Raw genomic sequence first — 18288 nt, 5'->3', positions numbered from 1 at the left:
GGATCGTCGGGTGCGATGCAAATGCACGGCACCCGGTGAGGGGGAATCAGACCTTGGCGGGCGCCGGGGCCGAACTTTTGCTGCGAGGCTTGAGCTGCGCGCTGATCATCGCCGCGTCGGTGACACCGGTTTCGGCACGCATGCCAGCTGCCAGGAACGGCACCATCAAACGCATGACCTGCTCAATCGAGGTGTTGACACCGAAGTCGGTCTCGGCAATCGCCCGCAGTGCTTTGATGCCGGACATGCTGAACGCGGCCGCGCCGAGCATGAAGTGCACGCGCCAGAACAGTTCGATGGGAGGAATACGGGGGGCGGCTTCGTTGACCAGAACCATGTAGCGGCGGAACACCTTGCCGTACATGTCTTCAAGATAACGCCGCAGGTGGCCTTGGCTCTGACTGAACGCCAAGCCCAGCAGGCGCATGAAAATCGACAAATCATTGCCGCTTCGGGGTTGCACCACCAGCGCTTGCTCGACGAGAATTTCCAGCAACTCCTCAAGGGTGGGCTTGTGTTCGGGCTTGGCTTGCCGACGTTCCAGCTCCTTGTCGAGGCTGGCGCAGAACGGCCCTAGAAAGCGCGAGAACACCGCCTGAATCAGCGCCTTCTTGGAACCGAAGTGATAATTCACCGCCGCCAGATTGACCGATGCCTTGCTGGTGATCAGCCGCAGCGAGGTTTCGGCAAACCCCTTCTCCGCAAACAGCTGCTCCGCAGCATCCAGAATTCGTTCAACTGTTTCCGACTGAGCCATGGGTTCTTCGCCTGACAAACACTTGTTTGAAACATACGTTTCAGCCGTCAGGCTGTCAACCCTCGGCTGTTCGTTTTCTGTCTGATCAGTCACGGCATTTAATCATATAAATCGCGGCTCCAAGCCATCGTTCCCGCCCGGCGGATCCGTTCTCTCGGCGACGGTCGGCCAAGCCGCATGAAAAGGATGATTGCCAAGACGCGATCACTGTATATAATCCCAGTCACTGTATAAAAAGACAGAGCGATTCACATGATCAAACTGACGTCACGCCAAGCTGAAATCCTGGACTTCATCAAACGCTGTCTGGAAGACAACGGCTACCCGCCTACCCGTGCGGAAATCGCTCAGGAACTGGGGTTCAAATCCCCCAACGCCGCTGAAGAACACCTCAAGGCCTTGGCCCGCAAAGGCGCCATTGAAATGACCCCGGGCGCGTCCCGTGGCATTCGCATTCCTGGCTTCGAAGCCAAGGCAGACGACAGTGGCCTGCCTATCATCGGTCGTGTTGCCGCAGGTGCCCCTATCCTCGCCCAGCAGCACATCGAAGAATCCCTGGCCATCAACCCCGCCTTCTTTCATCCGAGTGCCGACTATCTGTTGCGTGTTCACGGCATGAGCATGAAGGACGTCGGCATTCTCGACGGCGACCTGCTGGCCGTTCACACCACCCGCGAAGCCCGCAACGGCCAGATCGTCGTGGCGCGGATCGGCGATGAGGTGACCGTCAAACGCTTCAAGCGGGAAGGCAACAAAGTCTGGCTGATCGCTGAAAACCCTGAATTCGCCCCCATCGAAGTCAACCTGAAAGATCAGGACTTGGTCATCGAAGGGCTGAGTGTCGGCGTGATTCGTCGCTAAGGAGAACGTTTATGCAGTTCCCACAGACACCGCAACAACATGCACAACTGCCGCTGTTCGAAGCCTTCATGGCCCCTGCCATGCCGCTGCTCGACGTGCCGCTGCTCCAGATTCCGGTCCTCGAAGACGTCGTCGAGGCACCGTGGAGCAACGAACCCGAAGTCTTCAGTGAATTGTCGTTGCGCGGCGCTGCCGGAAACTGCCTGAACCTCCTCGCGCCGATCTTGCGCGACCTGAGCCAGGACCGAAATGATCGCTGGCTGACGCTGATCGCGCCACCGTCGAGCGTGACGCAAGCCTGGCTGCGAGACGCGGGCCTGAACCGGGAACGCATTATCCTGATGCACCCGAGAGGCACGCAAAGCGCGCTGGAGCTGACACGGGAAGCCTTGCGACTGGGCCGCAGCCACACCGTTGTGAGCTGGATCAACCCGCTGCCGAGCACCGCGCGCCAGCAATTGATCAGCGCAGCGCGTGTCGGGGATGCGCAGAGTTTGAATATTCGCCTGGGCTGAGGCTATTCGCCTGAGCTGATCGGTACGGGCGTAACCGTCGGAAACAGGCACGCGCCGGGCCTCTCGTCAAACAGAGAAGCCAGCAGAAAGGGTAATACGAGGCTGATCCAGAACAGGATCAGTGCAGGACGCGAGGCCCCTCTTCTTCTTTGGTCAGTTCGCCTTCGGCCAGGCGACCGGCCATTTGCACGCCCACGCTGAGCATCGCCTTGGCGACTTCGACGTGTTGGCCATGCAGAAATGCCTTGGCGTCCTCAGAGAAGTTCAAGGTTACCAGCGACCCTTCATCTTCGGCGCGGCGTAGCTCAATGCGGCCGTCAGGCAGTTCTACAATTTCCAGAAAAGAGGTTGGCATCAGGACAGTTCTCCACGAAAGGCGGGCATTGTAACAGCCTGATGACTCAGGCCCTAGCCCACCGATCACAATGCCTTAACACTCGCTCAGCCCTTCACGGAATCGGATCGCCAGGCTTTTCAGCTGTTGGCGCCAGCTCTCCATTTCTTCGCGAGTCAGTTCGGGCTCGACTTCGTCTTCGGCGCCCACGGAAATGATCAACGGCTGGGTCACATCGCCTTTGGGTTTTTTCGGGGCACGGGGCGGCTGAAACAGCGCGTTGTAGGACGCCAGCAGTTGCGCCAGCCAGGTTTCGCGCTGCTGAGCCAATTCCACCAACTCACCCATTTCAGGGATTGCGATGGCTTCCAGCACTTGAGGGGTGAGCAAGTCCTCGGCGCGGGCCGTGCTGGCGTTGGGCAGGCGATAGAAACCCGCAATTTCATGGCACAAACCCAGCAGCGCACCGTAGAGATGAAAGATCGCCGACTCGCGTTCTGCCTGTTCAAGCCCTTGGGCGTTCATGGCGCGGCTTTCTTTCGCCTTGGCCATGGATTCGAGCGCCAAGCCTGCGAAGAACAGCTTTTGGTTGGTGCGGGTATAGAGTTCGTGAGCCATATCAGTGGTCTCCCCATCGATAAAGTGTTGTAACGAATCCGCCAGGGAAAAAAATCCCTCGATGCGCAGACCGGCCACCGAGGGATTCTTTTAACGCAAAGCGCGGGCGCTTGCCAGCCGCGTTAGCAGCTCACACGCGAGCGATCAACGCTTGTCTTCGACCTTCCACTTGCCGCCGTCGTAGAAGGCACGCCAGCCGGTCGGCTTGCCTTCCACTTCAGTCTGCACATACTGCTCCTTGGACTTACGGCTGTAACGAATCACCGCCGGACGGCCATCAGGGTCTTTCTGTGGGGCTTCGCACAGGAAGTGGTACTTCGGATCGATCTCGGACTTGTGCGGCACGATTTCCAGCACCAACGGCGCTCGGGTCTCGCGGTTTTTCGGGAACTGGCTGGCGGCCAGGAACAGCCCCGACGCGCCGTCGCGCAGAATGTAGGTGTCGTCGACCTTCTCGCACTTCAGCTCCGGCATTTTCACCGGGTCCATTTTCGGCGGCGCCGCTTCGCCGCTTTTCAGGAGCTTGCGGGTGTTCTTGCAATTGGTGCAGCCGAAGAACTTGCCGAAACGGCCGGTCTTGAGCTGCATCTCGCCGCCACACTTGTCGCACTCGACGCTCGGGCCTTCATAGCCCTTGATGCGGTAGGTGCCCTCTTCGATCTCGTAGCCTGCGCAATCCGGGTTGTTGCCGCAGATGTGCAGTTTGCGTTTCTCGTCGAGCAGGTAGGCATCCATCGCCGTGCTGCAGATCGGGCAGCGGTGCTTGCCACGCAATACGCGGGATTCCGACTCACCCTCGTCGTCTTCGGCGATTTCGTCGCCCGGCGTCAGGTTGACCGTGGCCTTGCAGCGCTCTTTCGGCGGCAGGCTGTAGCCCGAGCAACCGAGGAAAACGCCCGTGGACGCGGTACGAATCTGCATCGGACGGCCGCACACCTTGCACGGGATATCGGTCATCACCGGCTCGTTGGCCCGCATGCCGCTGCCCGTGGCTTCGGCCACTTCCAGCTTCTTCTTGAAGTCGCCATAGAACTCGTCGAGCACGTTTTTCCAGTCACGCTCGCCCTGGGCCACATCATCGAGGTTCTCTTCCATGCCGGCGGTGAAGCCGTAGTCCATCAGGTTGGAGAAGCTCTCGGACAGGCGCTCAGTGACGATGTCACCCATCTTCTCGGAGTAGAAGCGGCGGTTGTGCAGCGCCACGTAGCCACGGTCCTGAATCGTCGAGATGATCGCCGCGTAAGTCGACGGACGACCGATGCCGCGTTTTTCCATCTCCTTGACCAGGCTCGCTTCCGAATAGCGCGCAGGCGGCTTGGTGAAATGCTGGCTCGGGTCGAGCTTGATCAGCTTCATCACGTCGCCCTGAGCCATGTCTGGCAGCACGTCGTCATCACCGGGCTTGCTCATCTGCGGCAGCACACGGGTGTAACCGTCGAATTTGAGGATGCGGCCCTTGGCGCGCAGCTCGAACTCACTCGCCGCCACGCTGACAGTGGTGGACAGGTATTGCGCAGGCGGCATCTGGCAGGCCACGAACTGGCGCCAGATCAGCTCGTACAGACGCTCGGCATCGCGTTCCATGCCCGTCAGCTTGCTCGGATGAGTGTTGACGTCGGAAGGACGAATCGCTTCGTGAGCCTCTTGCGCGCCTTCCTTGCTGCTGTAGACGATCGGCGCGTCCGGCAGGTACTTCTTGCCGAACTCGGTTTCAATGTAGGTGCGGGCCATGGCCACGGCGTCGGCCGACAGGTTGGTCGAGTCGGTACGCATGTACGTGATGTAACCCGCTTCGTACAAACGCTGGGCCATCATCATGGTTTTCTTCACGCCGTAGCCCAAGCGGTTGCTCGCGGCCTGTTGCAGCGTGGACGTGATGAACGGCGCCGACGGCTTGCTGCTGGTCGGTTTGTCCTCACGCTTGGCGATCTTGTAGGCAGACGCCTTGAGCTTTTCCAGCGCGGCCATGGCCTGCGCTTCGTTCAGCGGCTTGAAGGCCTCGCCGTTTTCCCGCGCCACTTCGAAACGCACGTTGGCGCCTTTCGCGGTGCCGAGGTCGGCATGCACTTCCCAATATTCTTCCGGGTTGAACGCACGGATTTCGCGCTCACGCTCCACGACCAGTTTCACGGCCACGGACTGGACGCGGCCGGCAGACAGACCACGGGCAATCTTCTGCCAGAGCAGCGGCGAGACCATGTAACCCACGACGCGGTCGAGGAAACGGCGGGCCTGCTGGGCATTGACGCGGTCGATGTCCAGCTCGCCCGGCTTGGAGAACGCTTCCTGAATGGCTTTCTTGGTGATTTCGTTGAACACCACGCGCTTGTAGCGCTCGTCGTCACCGCCGATGGCTTCACGCAGGTGCCAGGCAATGGCTTCCCCTTCGCGGTCCAAGTCCGTCGCGAGATAGATGGTGTCGGCATCTTTGGCCAGGCGGCGCAGCTCGTCGATCACCTTTTCCTTGCCAGGCAAGATCTCGTACTTGGCTTTCCAGCCATGCTCCGGATCGACGCCCATGCGAGCCACGAGCTGGCGCTTGGCCTTTTCCTTGGGCGTCAATGCAGGCGCTTCGGAAGCTGTCTTGCCCTTTTTGGCGGCAGGTTCTTTCGCAGCGCTAGCCGAACCGCTGGTGGGCAGGTCTCGGATATGGCCGATACTCGACTTCACCACGTACTGGCTGCCCAGATACTTGTTGATGGTCTTGGCCTTAGCCGGGGATTCCACAATGACCAGCGATTTGCCCATGGATCGGAAAATTCCTAATGCGAGAAAAAAAGACGTCAGAGCCGTCGAGGCCCCGCTATATATAGTGGCTACAAGGTGAGGTCAAGCAGAGGCTACTGCAAGGTCTCGCCTTACGACCTTGAAAAAAGGTCAGGTTCGGCCGTGACCAAAGCAAAGCGTGGCACGTGCTCGCCGTCAACCTCGACTGACTCCAGAAACATCGTCAAAGGACGAACCCAGAGGCCGTATTCACCATACAGCGCCTGATAGAACACGACTTCTTCTTCGGTCTCAGAATGCTTCGCGACACCGAATACACGGTACTCGGGGCCTTTGTAATGACGGTAGAGACCTGGCTTCAACGGCATGCGGTGGACCTCTCGAACGGACGCGAAAAAAACTTCAAAAAAAACATTTCCTGAAAAACACAAAAGCCGGGGCACGTGGCCCCGGCTTGAACACTCATGCCGATTAAACGCGTTCGAACACCGTTGTGATGCCCTGGCCGAGACCAATACACATCGTGGCCACACCCAAGGTGCCGCCCTTCTGCTTCATCACATTGAGCAAGGTGCCGGAAATCCGCGCCCCCGAGCAACCAAACGGGTGACCCAAGGCGATGGCGCCGCCGTGCAGGTTAACCTTCTGGTCCATCTTGTCGAGCACTTTCAAATCTTTCAGTACCGGCAAGGCTTGGGCGGCGAAGGCTTCGTTGAGTTCGAAGTAGTCGATGTCAGCAATGCTCAGACCCGCGCGCTTGAGCGCTTTCTGGGTCGCTGGAACCGGGCCGTAACCCATGATCGCCGGGTCCACACCCGCCACGGCCATGGAGCGGATCACCGCCATCGGCTGAATGCCGAGGTCCATCGCACGCTGGCCGGACATGACGATCATGCACGATGCGCCGTCGGTGATCTGCGACGACGTACCCGCTGTCACGGTGCCGCCTTTCGGGTTGAACGCAGGCTTCAGGGCGGCCAGGCTTTCCAGCGTGGTCTCTGGGCGAATGGTTTCGTCGAAGTCGTACATCTTCAGGAAACCGTTCTCGTCATACCCTTGCATCGGGATGATTTCGTCCTTGAAGTTGCCTTCCACGGTCGCTTGATGGGCCAGACGGTGCGAACGTACGCCGAACGCGTCCTGGGCTTCACGGGTGATGCCGTGCATCTTGCCGAGCATTTCAGCGGTCAGGCCCATCATGCCCGAGGCCTTGGCGGCATACAGCGACATGTGCGGGTTCGGGTCGACGCCGTGCATCATCCCGACGTGGCCCATGTGCTCGACCCCGCCGATGACGAAGACGTCACCGTTGTTGCTCATGATCGCCTGAGCCGCAGTGTGCAGCGCACTCATCGACGAGCCGCACAGACGGCTGACGGTTTGTGCCGCCGACGTGTGCGGAATCTGAGTCATCAGCGACGCCATGCGCGCGATGTTCCAACCCTGCTCCAGGGTCTGGTTGACGCAGCCCCAGATCACGTCCTCGACTTCTGCCGGGTCGACCTTGCTGTTGCGCTCCAGCAGTTTGCTGATCAGGTGCGCCGACATGTCTTCGGCGCGGGTATTGCGGTGCATGCCACCCTTGGAGCGGCCCATCGGTGTGCGACCGAAGTCGACAATCACGACGTCTCTCGGATTCAAGCTCATATTCTCACCTGTTCGTTGGGCACTTAGCCGAAGAAGCGCTGGCCGGTCTTGGCCATTTCACGCAGCTTCGCAGTGGGGTGGTACAAAGCGCCCAGATCAGCGTATTGGTCCGCCAGGGCAACGAATTCAGCGACACCGATCGAGTCGATGTAACGCAGCGCACCGCCACGGAACGGAGGGAAACCGATGCCGTAGATCAAGCCCATGTCGGCTTCGGCGGCGGTGTCGACGATGCCGTCTTCCAGGCAACGCACGGTTTCGAGGCACAGCGGGATCATCATCCAGTTGATGATGTCCTCGTCGGTGACTTCACGCTGCTCGTAAATCACCGGCTTGAGCACTTCCAGCACGGAGGCGTCGACGACTTTCTTCGGCTTGCCCTTCTTGTCGGTCTCGTAGACGTAGAAGCCCTTGCCGTTCTTCTGGCCCAGGCGATTGGCTTCGTACAACGCGTCCACGGCAGAACGGCGATCATCCTTCATGCGATCCGGGAAACCCTCGGCCATGACGTCGCGACCGTGGTGGCCGGTGTCTATGCCGACCACGTCCATCAGGTACGCCGGGCCCATTGGCCAGCCGAATTTTTCCATGACTTTATCGATGCGCACGAAATCCACACCGGCACTGACCAACTTGGCGAAACCGCCGAAGTATGGGAACAGGATGCGGTTGACCAGGAAGCCCGGGCAGTCGTTGACCACGATTGGGTTTTTGCCCATTTTCTTGGCGTAGGCCACGGTGGTCGCGACCGCGACTTCACTGGACTTCTCGCCACGGATGACTTCCACCAGCGGCATCATGTGCACCGGGTTGAAGAAGTGCATGCCAACGAAGTTTTCTGGACGCTTGAGCGCCTTGGCCAGCAGGCTGATGGAAATGGTCGAGGTGTTGGATGCCAGAATGGTGTTCTCACCCACCTGCGCTTCCACTTCGGCCAGTACGGCCTGTTTGACTTTCGGGTTCTCGACGACGGCTTCGACGACCAGGTCGACGTGACCGAAATCGCCGTAGGACAGCGTCGGACGAATCGCATTCAGCGCTTCGGCCATCTTCGCCGGGGTCAGACGGTTTTTCTCGACACGCTTGCCCAGCAGCTTCGACGCTTCGTCCAGGCCCAGTTGAATGGCCTCTTCACGAATGTCCTTCATCAGAATCGGCGTGCCTTTCAGCGCCGACTGGTAGGCAATGCCGCCGCCCATGATGCCCGCGCCGAGTACGGCAGCCTGCTTCACGTCCTTGGCGACTTCGTCGTAGATCTTGGCTTTCTTTTTCAGCTCCTGATCGTTCAGGAACAGGCCGATCAGACTTTCGGCAGCCGAAGTCTTGGCCATTTTCACGAAACCGGTGGCTTCGACTTCCAACGCCTTGTCGCGACCGAAGTTCGCGGCTTTCTGGATGGTCTTGATGGCTTCGACCGGGGCCGGGTAGTTAGGGCCCGCTTGACCGGCGACGAAACCTTTGGCGGTTTCGAAGGCCATCATTTGTTCGATGGCGTTGAGCTTGAGCTTGTCCAGCTTCGGTTGACGCTTGGCCTTGAAGTCGAACTCGCCGGAAATGGCACGCTTGATCAGGTCCAGCGCGGCATCCTGCAGTTTGCCCGGCTCGACGATCGCGTCCACGGCGCCCACTTTCAGGGCATCTTCGGCGCGGTTGTCTTTGCCGGAGGCGATCCATTCGACGGCGTTATCGACACCAATCAAACGTGGCAGGCGCACGGTGCCGCCGAAACCCGGGTAAATGCCGAGTTTGACCTCTGGCAGACCGATCTTGGCCGTGGTGGACATGACGCGGAAATCCGCCGCCAGGCACATTTCCAGGCCGCCACCCAGAGCGATACCGTTGATGGCAGCCAGGGTCGGCACGTTGAGGTCTTCAAAGTCACTGAAGATTTTGTTCGCTTCAAGGTTACCGGCGACCAGTTCGGCGTCCGGCAGCTTGAAGTTGTCGACGAATTCGGTGATGTCGGCGCCGACGATGAACACGTCCTTGCCGCTGGTGACGATAACGCCCTTGACCGACCCGTCAGCCTTGATGGCATCGACGGCCTGGCGCAGGTCATTGAGGGTGAGGCGGTTGAACTTGTTGACGGACTCACCCTTGAGGTCGAATTTCAATTCGACGATGCCACTTTCAAGAGCCTTAACCGTGATGGCTTTACCTTCGTAAATCATCAACTGATCTCCACGATATGGAAGCTGAACAATACGCGTCAGACGCTGAAATCCGGCGGCAGGCAAAGACGTTTCCGTCAATGCGAACACCAAACGCCAGGCACCCCGTCGACACGATTCGGGCGTCTGTCAGAGCATTCCTACGGCAAACGCTCAATTCATACGCCCGTTTGATTTGGGTGCGCCTACCTTCTGCCATATTCCAGCAATTGTCAATTCAGCAGACAGCGGACAAAACCGGCAAATCGCAGGTAAAAGACACAGGTGATAAGGCAGCATTCAGCGTAATGATCGCGTTCAACGGACAGGCTGGGGGAGTAAACGCGAGAAGCGACGACCGGTACGCAAATCCTGGAAAATAATGGGATCCACCGCAGACAAATGCACCAAGAAGGTCTACATTCTGTGCACTGCGCATCAAGACGGGTCGTTTTTCGGAAGTGATGTGAAACGAATCGGCACGTCTTCTGCGGTATTGCACCGCAGAGCACCACGAATTACGGCCTGCCTGGCCAACCCCCAGCCCGATGTTGTTATCGGGCTTTTTAATGCCTGCGATTTGCCCCTGCCGCCGTCACGCCAACGCTTTCAGCACGGCAGCAATGCGCTGCAACACTTCCGACTCGCCTCGCTCGGCCCAATAAAGGGCAACCAGCTGCTTGCCAGCTTCGACTTTGTAGACGTCGGCGGGCAGCGTCTGAAAGTGCGCCTGCAAGCGGGCATCCTCACACGGCTCGCGCCATTGGTTGACCCACTCACCGGGGGTCATCTGCCAGTACGTCCACACATCCGGCTCGCGGGCCGTGCGAGGTCGGTGATACTGCGCGCACGGGCTCGGGGGCTCGACGGGCAGCCAATGGGGCCATTCCTGTGGGATCAGCTGCATGGCCAGTCCCATGCGCCGTGCCTCCATCCGCATGGCCATGCGACCGCTCTGGGAGCGCGATGGTCTGAGCCATACCAAAGGGCTTAATATGACGGCAATGATTGACAGCACTATCCACACCGTCATATGTGTATGCCCCTGTCGCGGGGAGCGACGGGTAAAACATGAAGGCGTGCCATGAGGCGCGTGAAAAGAGCCATAATCAACACCATCGCAGACCTCAGAAGGAACATCCCATGTCCTATGAACATATTTTGGTAGCCGTGGACCTCACTGAAGAGTGCGATCCCGTTATCAAGCGTGCCATCAAGCTTGCGCTGGGCACCAACGCCAAGCTGTCGCTGGTGCACATCGTCGAACCCATGGCCATGGCCTTTGGCGGCGATGTGCCAATGGACCTCTCGCAGCTGCAACAACAGCAATTCGATCAGGCCAAGGAAAAGCTTGAAGCACTTAAGTTGAAATACCCTGACGTGAAAACCGGTGACAGTCATCTGACCTACGGCCAGCCGCGCCAGGAAATTCACCAGTTGGCCAAGGAACATCACGTAGACCTGATCGTAGTCGGCAGCCACGGCCGTCACGGCCTGTCGCTACTGTTGGGCTCAACCGCCAATGACGTGCTGCACGGTGCGCCGTGCGACGTACTGGCGGTCCGCCTGGTCAAACGCGCCGAGTAATCCTGCGACGCAAACAAAAGCCCGGCCCGTTGAAGGGGTCGGGCTTTTTTGTGGCTGCCGATTGCCGAAGGATTACCCTTCCTGCTAAGCGCTTACTCGTCCAGCTCGGCGCCTACTCGTCCAGCTCGGCGCTCACTCGTCAAGCTCGGCCCAGCGCTCGACCAACCCGTCCAGTTCCTTGTTCAGTTGCTCCAGGGACGCCAGCACTTTGGCCGTTTCGGCAGCCGGACGCTGGTAGAAGCCCGGATGGGCAATCTCGGCTTCAACGGCAGCAATCTGCTGCTCTTTGGCGTCGATCTCGCCCGGCAACGCTTCCAGCTCACGCTGCAGTTTGTAGCTGAGCTTTTTCTTCGCGGCGGGGGCGGCTTCCTGCACAGGTGCAGGGGCTGCAACCGGCTCGACGATGGCCGAATTCAGGTCGGCCTTGCCGGACTTGCTTTCCGTCACGCCCAAGAGACGCGGCGAACCGCCCTGACGCAGCCAGTCCTGATAGCCACCGACGAACTCGCGAACCTTGCCCTCGCCTTCGAAGACCAGCGTGCTGGTGACCACGTTGTCGAGGAATGCCCGGTCGTGGCTGACCATCAGCACAGTGCCTTTGAAGGTCAGCAGCACTTCTTCCAGCAGTTCGAGGGTCTCGACGTCCAGGTCGTTGGTCGGTTCGTCGAGCACCAGCAGGTTGGCGGGTTTGCTGAACAGCTTGGCGAGCAGCAAACGCGCGCGCTCGCCCCCGGACAGCGCCTTGACCGGCGTGCGCGCACGCTGAGGGCTGAACAGGAAATCGCCGAGGTAGCTGAGGACGTGGCGGCTTTGGCCGTCGATGTCGATGAAGTCGCGGCCTTCCGCAACGTTGTCGACCACGGTTTTTTCCAGGTCGAGCTGGTGACGCAGCTGGTCGAAGTAGGCGACTTCCAGGTTTGTCCCCACATCCACCGAACCGCTGGTGGGCTGGAGATTGTCGAGCATCAGCTTGAGCAGCGTGGTCTTGCCGGTGCCGTTGGCGCCGAGCAGACCAATGCGGTCTTCACGCTGCAGGACCATGGAGAAGTCCTTGATCAGCATCGGGCCACCGGGGTGGGCGAAGCTGACGTTGTCCAGCACCATGACCTGCTTGCCGGATTTCTCGGCGGTGTCCAGCTGGATGTTGGCCTTGCCGGTGCGGTCGCGACGCTCGCTGCGTTCGACGCGCAGGGCCTTCAAGGCACGCACACGGCCTTCGTTACGGGTACGACGGGCCTTGATGCCTTGACGAATCCACACTTCTTCCTGAGCCAGGCGCTTGTCGAACAGCGCGTTGGCGGTCTCTTCGGCAGCCAGGGCGGCTTCCTTGTGAACGAGGAAGCTGGCGTAGTCGCCGTTCCAGTCGATCAGGCCGCCACGGTCCAGCTCCAGAATGCGAGTGGCGAGGTTTTGCAGGAAAGAACGGTCGTGCGTGATGAACAGCACGGCGCCCTGGAATTCCTTCAGCGCTTCTTCGAGCCAGGCAATCGCACCGATGTCCAGGTGGTTGGTCGGTTCGTCGAGCAGCAGCAGATCGGGCTCGGACACCAACGCCTGGGCGAGCAACACACGACGACGCCAGCCACCGGAGAGTTCGGCGAGGGTCTTGTCGGCGGGCAGTTGCAGGCGGCTGAGTGTGCTGTCGACCAGTTGCTGCAGGCGCCAGCCATCACGGGCTTCGAGGTCCGACTGCACATGCATCAGCTTGTCGAGGTCTTCGGCGGTGACGATGTTCTGGCTGAGGTGGTGGTATTCGGCGAGCAAGGCACCCACACCATCGAGGCCTTCCGCCACGACGTCGAATACGGTGCGGCCGTCGGCCACGGGGAGTTCCTGAGGCAACTCGCCGATTTTCAGCCCCGGCGCACGCCAGACGCTGCCGTCATCGGGCAATTGCACGCCCTTGACCAGCTTCAACATGCTGGATTTACCGGTGCCATTGCGACCGATGATGCAGACCCGCTCTCCACGGGCGATCTGCCAGGACACCTTGTCCAACAACGGCATGGCGCCGAACGCAAGGGACACATCGCTGAATTTGAGCAGGGTCATGAGCTTCTCCAAAAACCGGGGGCGCATTCTACCTGAGATGGTGAGGGGATTGGGCGGGATTCGATAATGGGGTGGGAATTGGTTTTCAATCGTTATTTTGATGCCCTCCGGGCCTATCGCGAGCAAGCTCACTCCTACATTTGCTTAAACGTGCCATGGCCTGATGGACCGAGTTGGGAGCCTTTGGGTTAACGGGATATTGATCTGGAACACCAAAGGCTCACAACGCGGTCCAACAGAATGCGGCGCGTTGCAAAAAATGTAGGAGTGAGCTTGCTCGCGATCAGGCCCGAAGGGCATCAGAGTAAGAATCCCAAGCGAGCCCCTTAAACTACAACCATTTGTTTCCATCCCCTCACCCCCACCACCTTCGCGCTTCAACCCACGCAGGCAACAGGCTAAGCTAGCGGCACTTTTCACGGTTCATCTGCACGGAAGTCTCATGCGCAGTCGTTTGTTCAGCCTTTTGTCCTGCCTGCTTCTGTCGGCCACCGCCGCCCAGTCCGTCCAAGCGGTCGATATCACCACCCAACGTCAATATTACGATCAGGCCAAACGCGCGCTGGCCAAGGGCGATGCCGGGCCGTATCGCATGTACGGCGCGGCCCTGGCGGATTATCCCCTTGAGCCGTACCTCGCCTACGACGAACTCACGGCCCGCCTCAACACCGCGAGCAACGACGAGGTCGAGCGTTTCCTGGCCGAGCATGGCGACCTGCCACAGGCCAACTTCATGAAGCTGCGCTGGCTTCGACTGCTCGCCTCGCGGGGTGACTGGCAACCGTTCGTCAAATATTACGACCCCAAGCTCAATTTCACCGAGCTGGACTGCCTGTACGGCTCCTACCAGCTCAGCCACAACATGCGCTCTGAAGGCTACGCCAACGCCGAAAAGCTCTGGATGACCGGTAAGACGCTCCCGACAGCGTGCGACACGTTCTTCACCCAATGGGCCGTCGAAGGCCAGTTGACCGAACAGAAACGCTGGCAGCGCGCCAAACTGGCCGCGCAAACGCGTAACTATTCATTGGCCAACCAGTTGGTCAACAGCATGACCACCCTCGCTCCTCAGGGTCGTTTGCTGATCGCCGTGGCGCAGAAGCCGGAAATGGTGAACAATCAGGGCCAGTTCATGCCGGCCGATGAAGCCATGTCCGACGTGGTCGGCCTGGGCCTGCGCCGCTTGGCAAAACAGGACCCGCAGCGGGCCATGGAATTGCTCGACAGCTATTCGCCCATGCTGCGCTTTTCTCACGAAGAACAGGTGCAGATCGCCAAGGAAATCGGCCTGACCCTCGCCCGCAGCTACGACGATCGCGCCCTTCCGCTGATGACCAAGTACGACCCGGACCTGCGTGACGACACCGTCACCGAATGGCGCCTGCGCTTGTTGCTGCGTCTGGGCCGCTGGAATGACGCCTATGAGCTGACCCGTCGTCTGCCGCAGGACCTGGCGACCACCAACCGCTGGCGTTACTGGCAGGCCCGTTCGCTGGAGCTGTCACAGCCGAACAGTCCGTTGTTGCCCGCCATGTACAAAGCCGTGGCGAAGGAGCGGGATTTCTACGGTTTCCTCGCCGCAGACCGTACCCAGACGCCGTACATGCTGAACAACAAGCCGCTGCCGCTGACGCAGGCAACCCTGAATAAGGTCCGCAATACGGCGGGCGTGCGCCGTGCGCTGGAGTTCTACCAGCGTGGGGAAGTCGTCAACGGACGCCGTGAGTGGTACCACGTGACGCGTCACTTCAGCCGCGACGAGATGGTCGCCCAAGCGAAGCTGGCGTATGACATGGGCTGGTACTTCCCGGCGATTCGTACCATCAGTCAGGCGCAGTATTGGGATGATCTGGACATCCGCTTCCCGATGGCCCACCGCGACACCCTCGTGCGTGAGGCGCAGGTTCGGGGCCTGCACGCCAGTTGGGTGTTCGCGATCACCCGTCAGGAAAGCGCGTTCATGGACGATGCTCGCTCCGGCGTTGGCGCCAGTGGCCTGATGCAACTCATGCCTGCCACCGCGAAAGAGACGGCGCGCAAGTTCAGCATTCCGCTGGCCTCCCCCGCCCAGGTACTGGACCCGGACACCAACATTCAGTTGGGTGCGGCGTACCTGAGCCAGATTCATGGGCAGTTCAACGGTAACCGGGTGCTGGCGTCGGCGGCCTATAACGCTGGTCCGGGCCGCGTGCGGCAATGGCTGAAAGGTGCGAATCACTTGGCGTTCGACGTGTGGGTCGAGAGCATTCCGTTCGACGAAACCCGCCAATACGTGCAGAACGTGCTGTCCTATGCGGTGATCTACGGTCAAAAGCTCAATGCACCGCAGCCCTTGGTGGACTGGCATGAACGGTTTTTTGATGACCTGTGATGGATAGGGTGTAAGCGGGGGGATCAGGCGTTTCGGCAGTGACTGATCCTCCCTCCATCACGTCACGGCCCGTGCGACCCCCAACGTCGGCGAAGCCGCTCCCGGAGCCAGAGCACCCGTTTCAAACCATCGGCAATGTTCGAAAAATTTCCAGCGCTTCTGCTTCTGCACTAAACCCTGCCAGCACCGGAAACGCCTCGCCGCTCACTTGATCGCCTACGACCAGCTGAATGAATGACCAGCCCACCGCGATACTGATCCCGTCCTGCCCGATATCCCGTCCCGCGCTCAACGGCCGCGCCATCAGTTCCCGTTCAAGCTCACCGCAAGCGGTCTTCAACTGCCCACTCACCCGCTCCAGCCACGGCCCATGCTGACGCTCCGCAGGCCGCAGGTTACGTTCGTAATGAATCTGCACCGCCTTTTCATAGGCCACCAACGCCAGCCCCGTCAGCCGTAACGTTTGCGTCCGCTCTGCCAGCGTCAAGGGCATTAATCCCTTGCCGGGCCCTTGCAAAAACTCCACGTAGTCCAGAATCAGGCTCGACTCCATCAACACTTGCCCATCATCGGTGACGAACGTCGGCGCTTTGATCACCGGATTGATCTCGCTGAAACGCGCCATGCCCTGATACACCGACACCGACTCATGCTCGAACGCGATCCCCATTCGTTTGAGGCTGACCGCAACCCGCCGCACATAAGGCGAATCCAGCATTCCGATGAGCTTCATCCCCTGCCTCCTATAGGCGTGCCTCCCGATTGACGGGTTTCGACAACGATCCTTCGCAGGCTAGCTGAAGCGCTCAAGGCCGCAACGTACAGCCTGGGAAAACATTTCAATTCGTAACACGCCGTCTACGCTGTATTCACGAAGTCTTCACAAACGTTCTGAAAAACTCCGCGCGATCCCCGTTATCCATCAACCCGCTTGCCTGTTCGGCAGGCCTGTCTGACGTGCACGTCGCAGGGATCGCTTGACGTGAAATGCACCCCCAGACCCGCTCCGAGTCGTTCGTCATATGGAAATACGTTCAAAACTGCCCGTCGTCACCTCCACCCGCCTGGTCATGTTGTTTTCCCTGTGTCTTGTGGTGTTTTACAACCTCGCCACCTGGCACGCACTGGTCGGTCTGACGCAGCTGCAAGGGATTAAGGTCGTCGCGTTTTATGTCTCTTTCGCGTTTTTCCTGTGGGCGGCGATCACGCTGCTGCTGACGCCGTTCTCCTTCCGGCCGACGCTCAAGCCGGTGCTGAGTCTGGTGGCGATGTGTTCGGCGGCCGCCGCGTATTTCATGAACACTTACGGCATCACCATCGACACGGTGATGATGCAGAACGTGCTGGAAACCAACCCGGGCGAAGCGAAGGCGCTGCTCAGCGGCAGGCTCTTCCTTTATCTGGGCCTGCTTGGCGCGTTGCCGATTGCGGTGATCTGGCTGATCCCGGTCACCTACCGCCGCGTGCTGCCGGGGCTGATCAACAAAGTGCTGGTCTGCATCGGCTGCGTGCTGGTGATCGCGGCCGCCGTGGGGCCGTTCTACTCGACCTACGCCCCGATCTTTCGTGACGAAGACAAGCTCACCCACTTTATCAACCCGACCAACTACATCTACGCCATTGGCAAGCTGACCAAGCAGACCGTGGCGATCAAGGAAACGGTCAAGATCCAGACCGTGGGCACCGACTCGGTTCTCAGCCCCGAAGCGCAGGCGCGGCCGAAGAAAAGCCTGATGATTTTCGTCGTCGGCGAAACCGCCCGCGCCGACCATTTCTCGCTCAACGGCTACGCCCGCGAGACCAACCCGGAATTGAAGAAGCAGGACATTCTCAACTTCACCCAGGTGGCGTCCTGCGGCACCTCCACGGCAGTCTCGGTGCCGTGCATGTTCTCCAAATTCCCGCGCAGCGATTACAGCGACAAGAAAGGCAAGATCTATGAGGGCCTGCTGGACATGCTGCAACGGGCGGGTTTGAAGGTGGTGTGGCTGGACAACAACAGCGATTGCAAAGGCACCTGCCTGCGCGTGCCCCACAGCGACATTCCGAAAAACCAGCCCAGCCCCTTCTGCGACGGCCAGAACTGCCTGGATGAATCGCTGTTGGTAGGCTTGCAGGCGTACATCGACTCGCTCAAGGACAACGCGATCATCGTCCTGCATTCCGACGGCAGCCACGGCCCGGAATACTATGACCGCTACCCGAAATCCCTGGAGCGCTTCACGCCGGTCTGCCACACCAATCAACTGGGCAGTTGCACCTCGGACGAGCTGAAGAATGTGTACGACAACACGATTCTCTACACCGACCACTTCCTGTCGCAGACCATCGAGCTCCTCAAGCGCAATCAGGACAAGGTCGACACGTCGATGATCTACGTCTCTGACCACGGCGAGTCGCTGGGCGAAAACGGCATCTACCTCCATGCCGCCCCTTACGCCATCGCCCCGAGCGCGCAGACCCACGTGCCAATGGTCATGTGGTTCGGCAACGCCACACTGGAAGACGCGGGCGTCGATCGCAGCTGCCTCGCCGCCAAGCAGAACCAGCCCGACCTGAGCCATGACTACATGTTTCATTCGGTGCTAGGCTTGCTCGGCGTCAACACCACCGAATACCAGCCGGCTCTGGATATATTCCACAGCTGCAAACACAGCAAAGGATGACCT

15 protein-coding genes are annotated in these 18288 nt (G+C 59.7%); 5 read left to right on the top strand and 10 right to left on the bottom strand.

The window, feature by feature from the left end:
- Window positions 1–46: 46 nt before the first annotated feature.
- Window positions 47–757 (bottom strand): TetR/AcrR family transcriptional regulator, encoded by a 711-nt coding sequence (locus GVN17_RS21735; RefSeq protein WP_166597315.1) that lies wholly within the window; start codon window positions 755–757, stop codon window positions 47–49.
- Window positions 758–1009: 252 nt separating this feature from the next.
- Between GVN17_RS21735 and lexA the strand changes: the two genes are divergently transcribed.
- On the top strand, window positions 1010–1618 hold the full coding sequence (lexA, locus tag GVN17_RS21730; protein ID WP_166597314.1) for a transcriptional repressor LexA: 609 nt from the start codon (window positions 1010–1012) through the stop codon (window positions 1616–1618).
- Between the two features lie 11 nt (window positions 1619–1629).
- Window positions 1630–2133 carry an SOS-induced cell division inhibitor SulA gene (gene sulA, locus GVN17_RS21725; RefSeq protein WP_166597313.1) on the top strand — a complete coding sequence of 168 codons (504 nt, stop codon included), beginning with the start codon at window positions 1630–1632 and terminating at the stop codon, window positions 2131–2133.
- A gap of 118 nt (window positions 2134–2251) precedes the next feature.
- Here sulA and GVN17_RS21720 read toward each other — a convergent pair whose 3' ends face one another.
- The 7 genes from GVN17_RS21720 to GVN17_RS21690 form a co-directional block, all read right to left on the bottom strand.
- Window positions 2252–2488, bottom strand: a complete 237-nt coding sequence (locus GVN17_RS21720; protein WP_166597312.1) for a hypothetical protein — start codon at window positions 2486–2488, stop codon at window positions 2252–2254.
- A gap of 75 nt (window positions 2489–2563) precedes the next feature.
- Window positions 2564–3085 (bottom strand): DUF6586 family protein, encoded by a 522-nt coding sequence (locus GVN17_RS21715; protein ID WP_166597311.1) that lies wholly within the window; start codon window positions 3083–3085, stop codon window positions 2564–2566.
- A gap of 144 nt (window positions 3086–3229) precedes the next feature.
- Window positions 3230–5833, bottom strand: coding sequence for a type I DNA topoisomerase (gene topA, locus GVN17_RS21710; protein ID WP_166597310.1), 2604 nt, complete (start codon window positions 5831–5833; stop codon window positions 3230–3232).
- A gap of 110 nt (window positions 5834–5943) precedes the next feature.
- A complete protein-coding gene (locus GVN17_RS21705; protein WP_166597309.1) occupies window positions 5944–6180 on the bottom strand; it encodes a DUF1653 domain-containing protein in 237 nt (78 codons plus the stop codon).
- Between the two features lie 103 nt (window positions 6181–6283).
- A complete protein-coding gene (gene fadA, locus GVN17_RS21700; protein ID WP_166597308.1) occupies window positions 6284–7459 on the bottom strand; it encodes an acetyl-CoA C-acyltransferase FadA in 1176 nt (391 codons plus the stop codon).
- A 23-nt stretch (window positions 7460–7482) separates the two neighbouring features.
- Window positions 7483–9630: a fatty acid oxidation complex subunit alpha FadB gene (gene fadB / locus GVN17_RS21695; RefSeq protein WP_166597307.1), complete on the bottom strand. Its 2148-nt coding sequence runs from the start codon at window positions 9628–9630 to the stop codon at window positions 7483–7485.
- A gap of 574 nt (window positions 9631–10204) precedes the next feature.
- Window positions 10205–10642 (bottom strand): hypothetical protein, encoded by a 438-nt coding sequence (locus GVN17_RS21690; RefSeq protein ID WP_166597306.1) that lies wholly within the window; start codon window positions 10640–10642, stop codon window positions 10205–10207.
- A 110-nt stretch (window positions 10643–10752) separates the two neighbouring features.
- Between GVN17_RS21690 and GVN17_RS21685 the strand changes: the two genes are divergently transcribed.
- The gene (locus GVN17_RS21685; RefSeq protein ID WP_166597305.1) at window positions 10753–11196 is read left to right on the top strand and encodes a universal stress protein; all 444 of its coding nucleotides are present in this window, start codon (window positions 10753–10755) and stop codon (window positions 11194–11196) included.
- Between the two features lie 132 nt (window positions 11197–11328).
- Here the strand turns inward: GVN17_RS21685 and GVN17_RS21680 are convergent, their stop codons facing one another.
- Window positions 11329–13248, bottom strand: a complete 1920-nt coding sequence (locus tag GVN17_RS21680; RefSeq protein WP_166597304.1) for an ATP-binding cassette domain-containing protein — start codon at window positions 13246–13248, stop codon at window positions 11329–11331.
- 442 nt (window positions 13249–13690) lie between these two features.
- On the opposite strand from GVN17_RS21680, the gene GVN17_RS21675 reads away from it, so the two are divergent.
- Window positions 13691–15619 carry a transglycosylase SLT domain-containing protein gene (locus GVN17_RS21675; protein WP_166597303.1) on the top strand — a complete coding sequence of 643 codons (1929 nt, stop codon included), beginning with the start codon at window positions 13691–13693 and terminating at the stop codon, window positions 15617–15619.
- A gap of 121 nt (window positions 15620–15740) precedes the next feature.
- On the opposite strand, the gene GVN17_RS21670 is transcribed toward GVN17_RS21675, so the two are convergent.
- Window positions 15741–16352 carry a glutathione S-transferase N-terminal domain-containing protein gene (locus tag GVN17_RS21670; protein WP_166597302.1) on the bottom strand — a complete coding sequence of 204 codons (612 nt, stop codon included), beginning with the start codon at window positions 16350–16352 and terminating at the stop codon, window positions 15741–15743.
- A 289-nt stretch (window positions 16353–16641) separates the two neighbouring features.
- Here GVN17_RS21670 and GVN17_RS21665 point away from each other — a divergent pair, with 289 nt between their 5' ends.
- Window positions 16642–18285: a phosphoethanolamine transferase gene (locus GVN17_RS21665; protein ID WP_166597301.1), complete on the top strand. Its 1644-nt coding sequence runs from the start codon at window positions 16642–16644 to the stop codon at window positions 18283–18285.
- Window positions 18286–18288 lie beyond the last annotated feature (3 nt).

This window comes from Pseudomonas sp. SLFW (assembly GCF_009905615.1).
GTDB classification, from domain to species: Bacteria; Pseudomonadota; Gammaproteobacteria; order Pseudomonadales; family Pseudomonadaceae; genus Aquipseudomonas; species Aquipseudomonas bambusae.
The sequence above is the reverse complement of the archived record's forward strand: the minus strand, read 5'-3'. Positions and strand labels throughout refer to the sequence as shown.

What these genes read in the sequence shown, in the direction of transcription:
- fadB (WP_166597307.1), bottom strand. Translation starts at nt 9,630, where the DNA reads ATGATTTACGAAGGTAAAGCCATCACGGTTAAGGCTCTTGAAAGTGGC.
- GVN17_RS21735 (WP_166597315.1), bottom strand. Translation starts at nt 757, where the DNA reads ATGGCTCAGTCGGAAACAGTTGAACGAATTCTGGATGCTGCGGAGCAG.
- GVN17_RS21720 (WP_166597312.1), bottom strand. Translation starts at nt 2,488, where the DNA reads ATGCCAACCTCTTTTCTGGAAATTGTAGAACTGCCTGACGGCCGCATT.
- GVN17_RS21715 (WP_166597311.1), bottom strand. Translation starts at nt 3,085, where the DNA reads ATGGCTCACGAACTCTATACCCGCACCAACCAAAAGCTGTTCTTCGCA.
- GVN17_RS21705 (WP_166597309.1), bottom strand. Translation starts at nt 6,180, where the DNA reads ATGCCGTTGAAGCCAGGTCTCTACCGTCATTACAAAGGCCCCGAGTAC.
- GVN17_RS21680 (WP_166597304.1), bottom strand. Translation starts at nt 13,248, where the DNA reads ATGACCCTGCTCAAATTCAGCGATGTGTCCCTTGCGTTCGGCGCCATG.
- GVN17_RS21665 (WP_166597301.1), top strand. Translation starts at nt 16,642, where the DNA reads ATGGAAATACGTTCAAAACTGCCCGTCGTCACCTCCACCCGCCTGGTC.
- fadA (WP_166597308.1), bottom strand. Translation starts at nt 7,459, where the DNA reads ATGAGCTTGAATCCGAGAGACGTCGTGATTGTCGACTTCGGTCGCACA.
- sulA (WP_166597313.1), top strand. Translation starts at nt 1,630, where the DNA reads ATGCAGTTCCCACAGACACCGCAACAACATGCACAACTGCCGCTGTTC.
- GVN17_RS21670 (WP_166597302.1), bottom strand. Translation starts at nt 16,352, where the DNA reads ATGAAGCTCATCGGAATGCTGGATTCGCCTTATGTGCGGCGGGTTGCG.
- lexA (WP_166597314.1), top strand. Translation starts at nt 1,010, where the DNA reads ATGATCAAACTGACGTCACGCCAAGCTGAAATCCTGGACTTCATCAAA.
- GVN17_RS21685 (WP_166597305.1), top strand. Translation starts at nt 10,753, where the DNA reads ATGTCCTATGAACATATTTTGGTAGCCGTGGACCTCACTGAAGAGTGC.
- topA (WP_166597310.1), bottom strand. Translation starts at nt 5,833, where the DNA reads ATGGGCAAATCGCTGGTCATTGTGGAATCCCCGGCTAAGGCCAAGACC.
- GVN17_RS21675 (WP_166597303.1), top strand. Translation starts at nt 13,691, where the DNA reads ATGCGCAGTCGTTTGTTCAGCCTTTTGTCCTGCCTGCTTCTGTCGGCC.
- GVN17_RS21690 (WP_166597306.1), bottom strand. Translation starts at nt 10,642, where the DNA reads ATGACGGTGTGGATAGTGCTGTCAATCATTGCCGTCATATTAAGCCCT.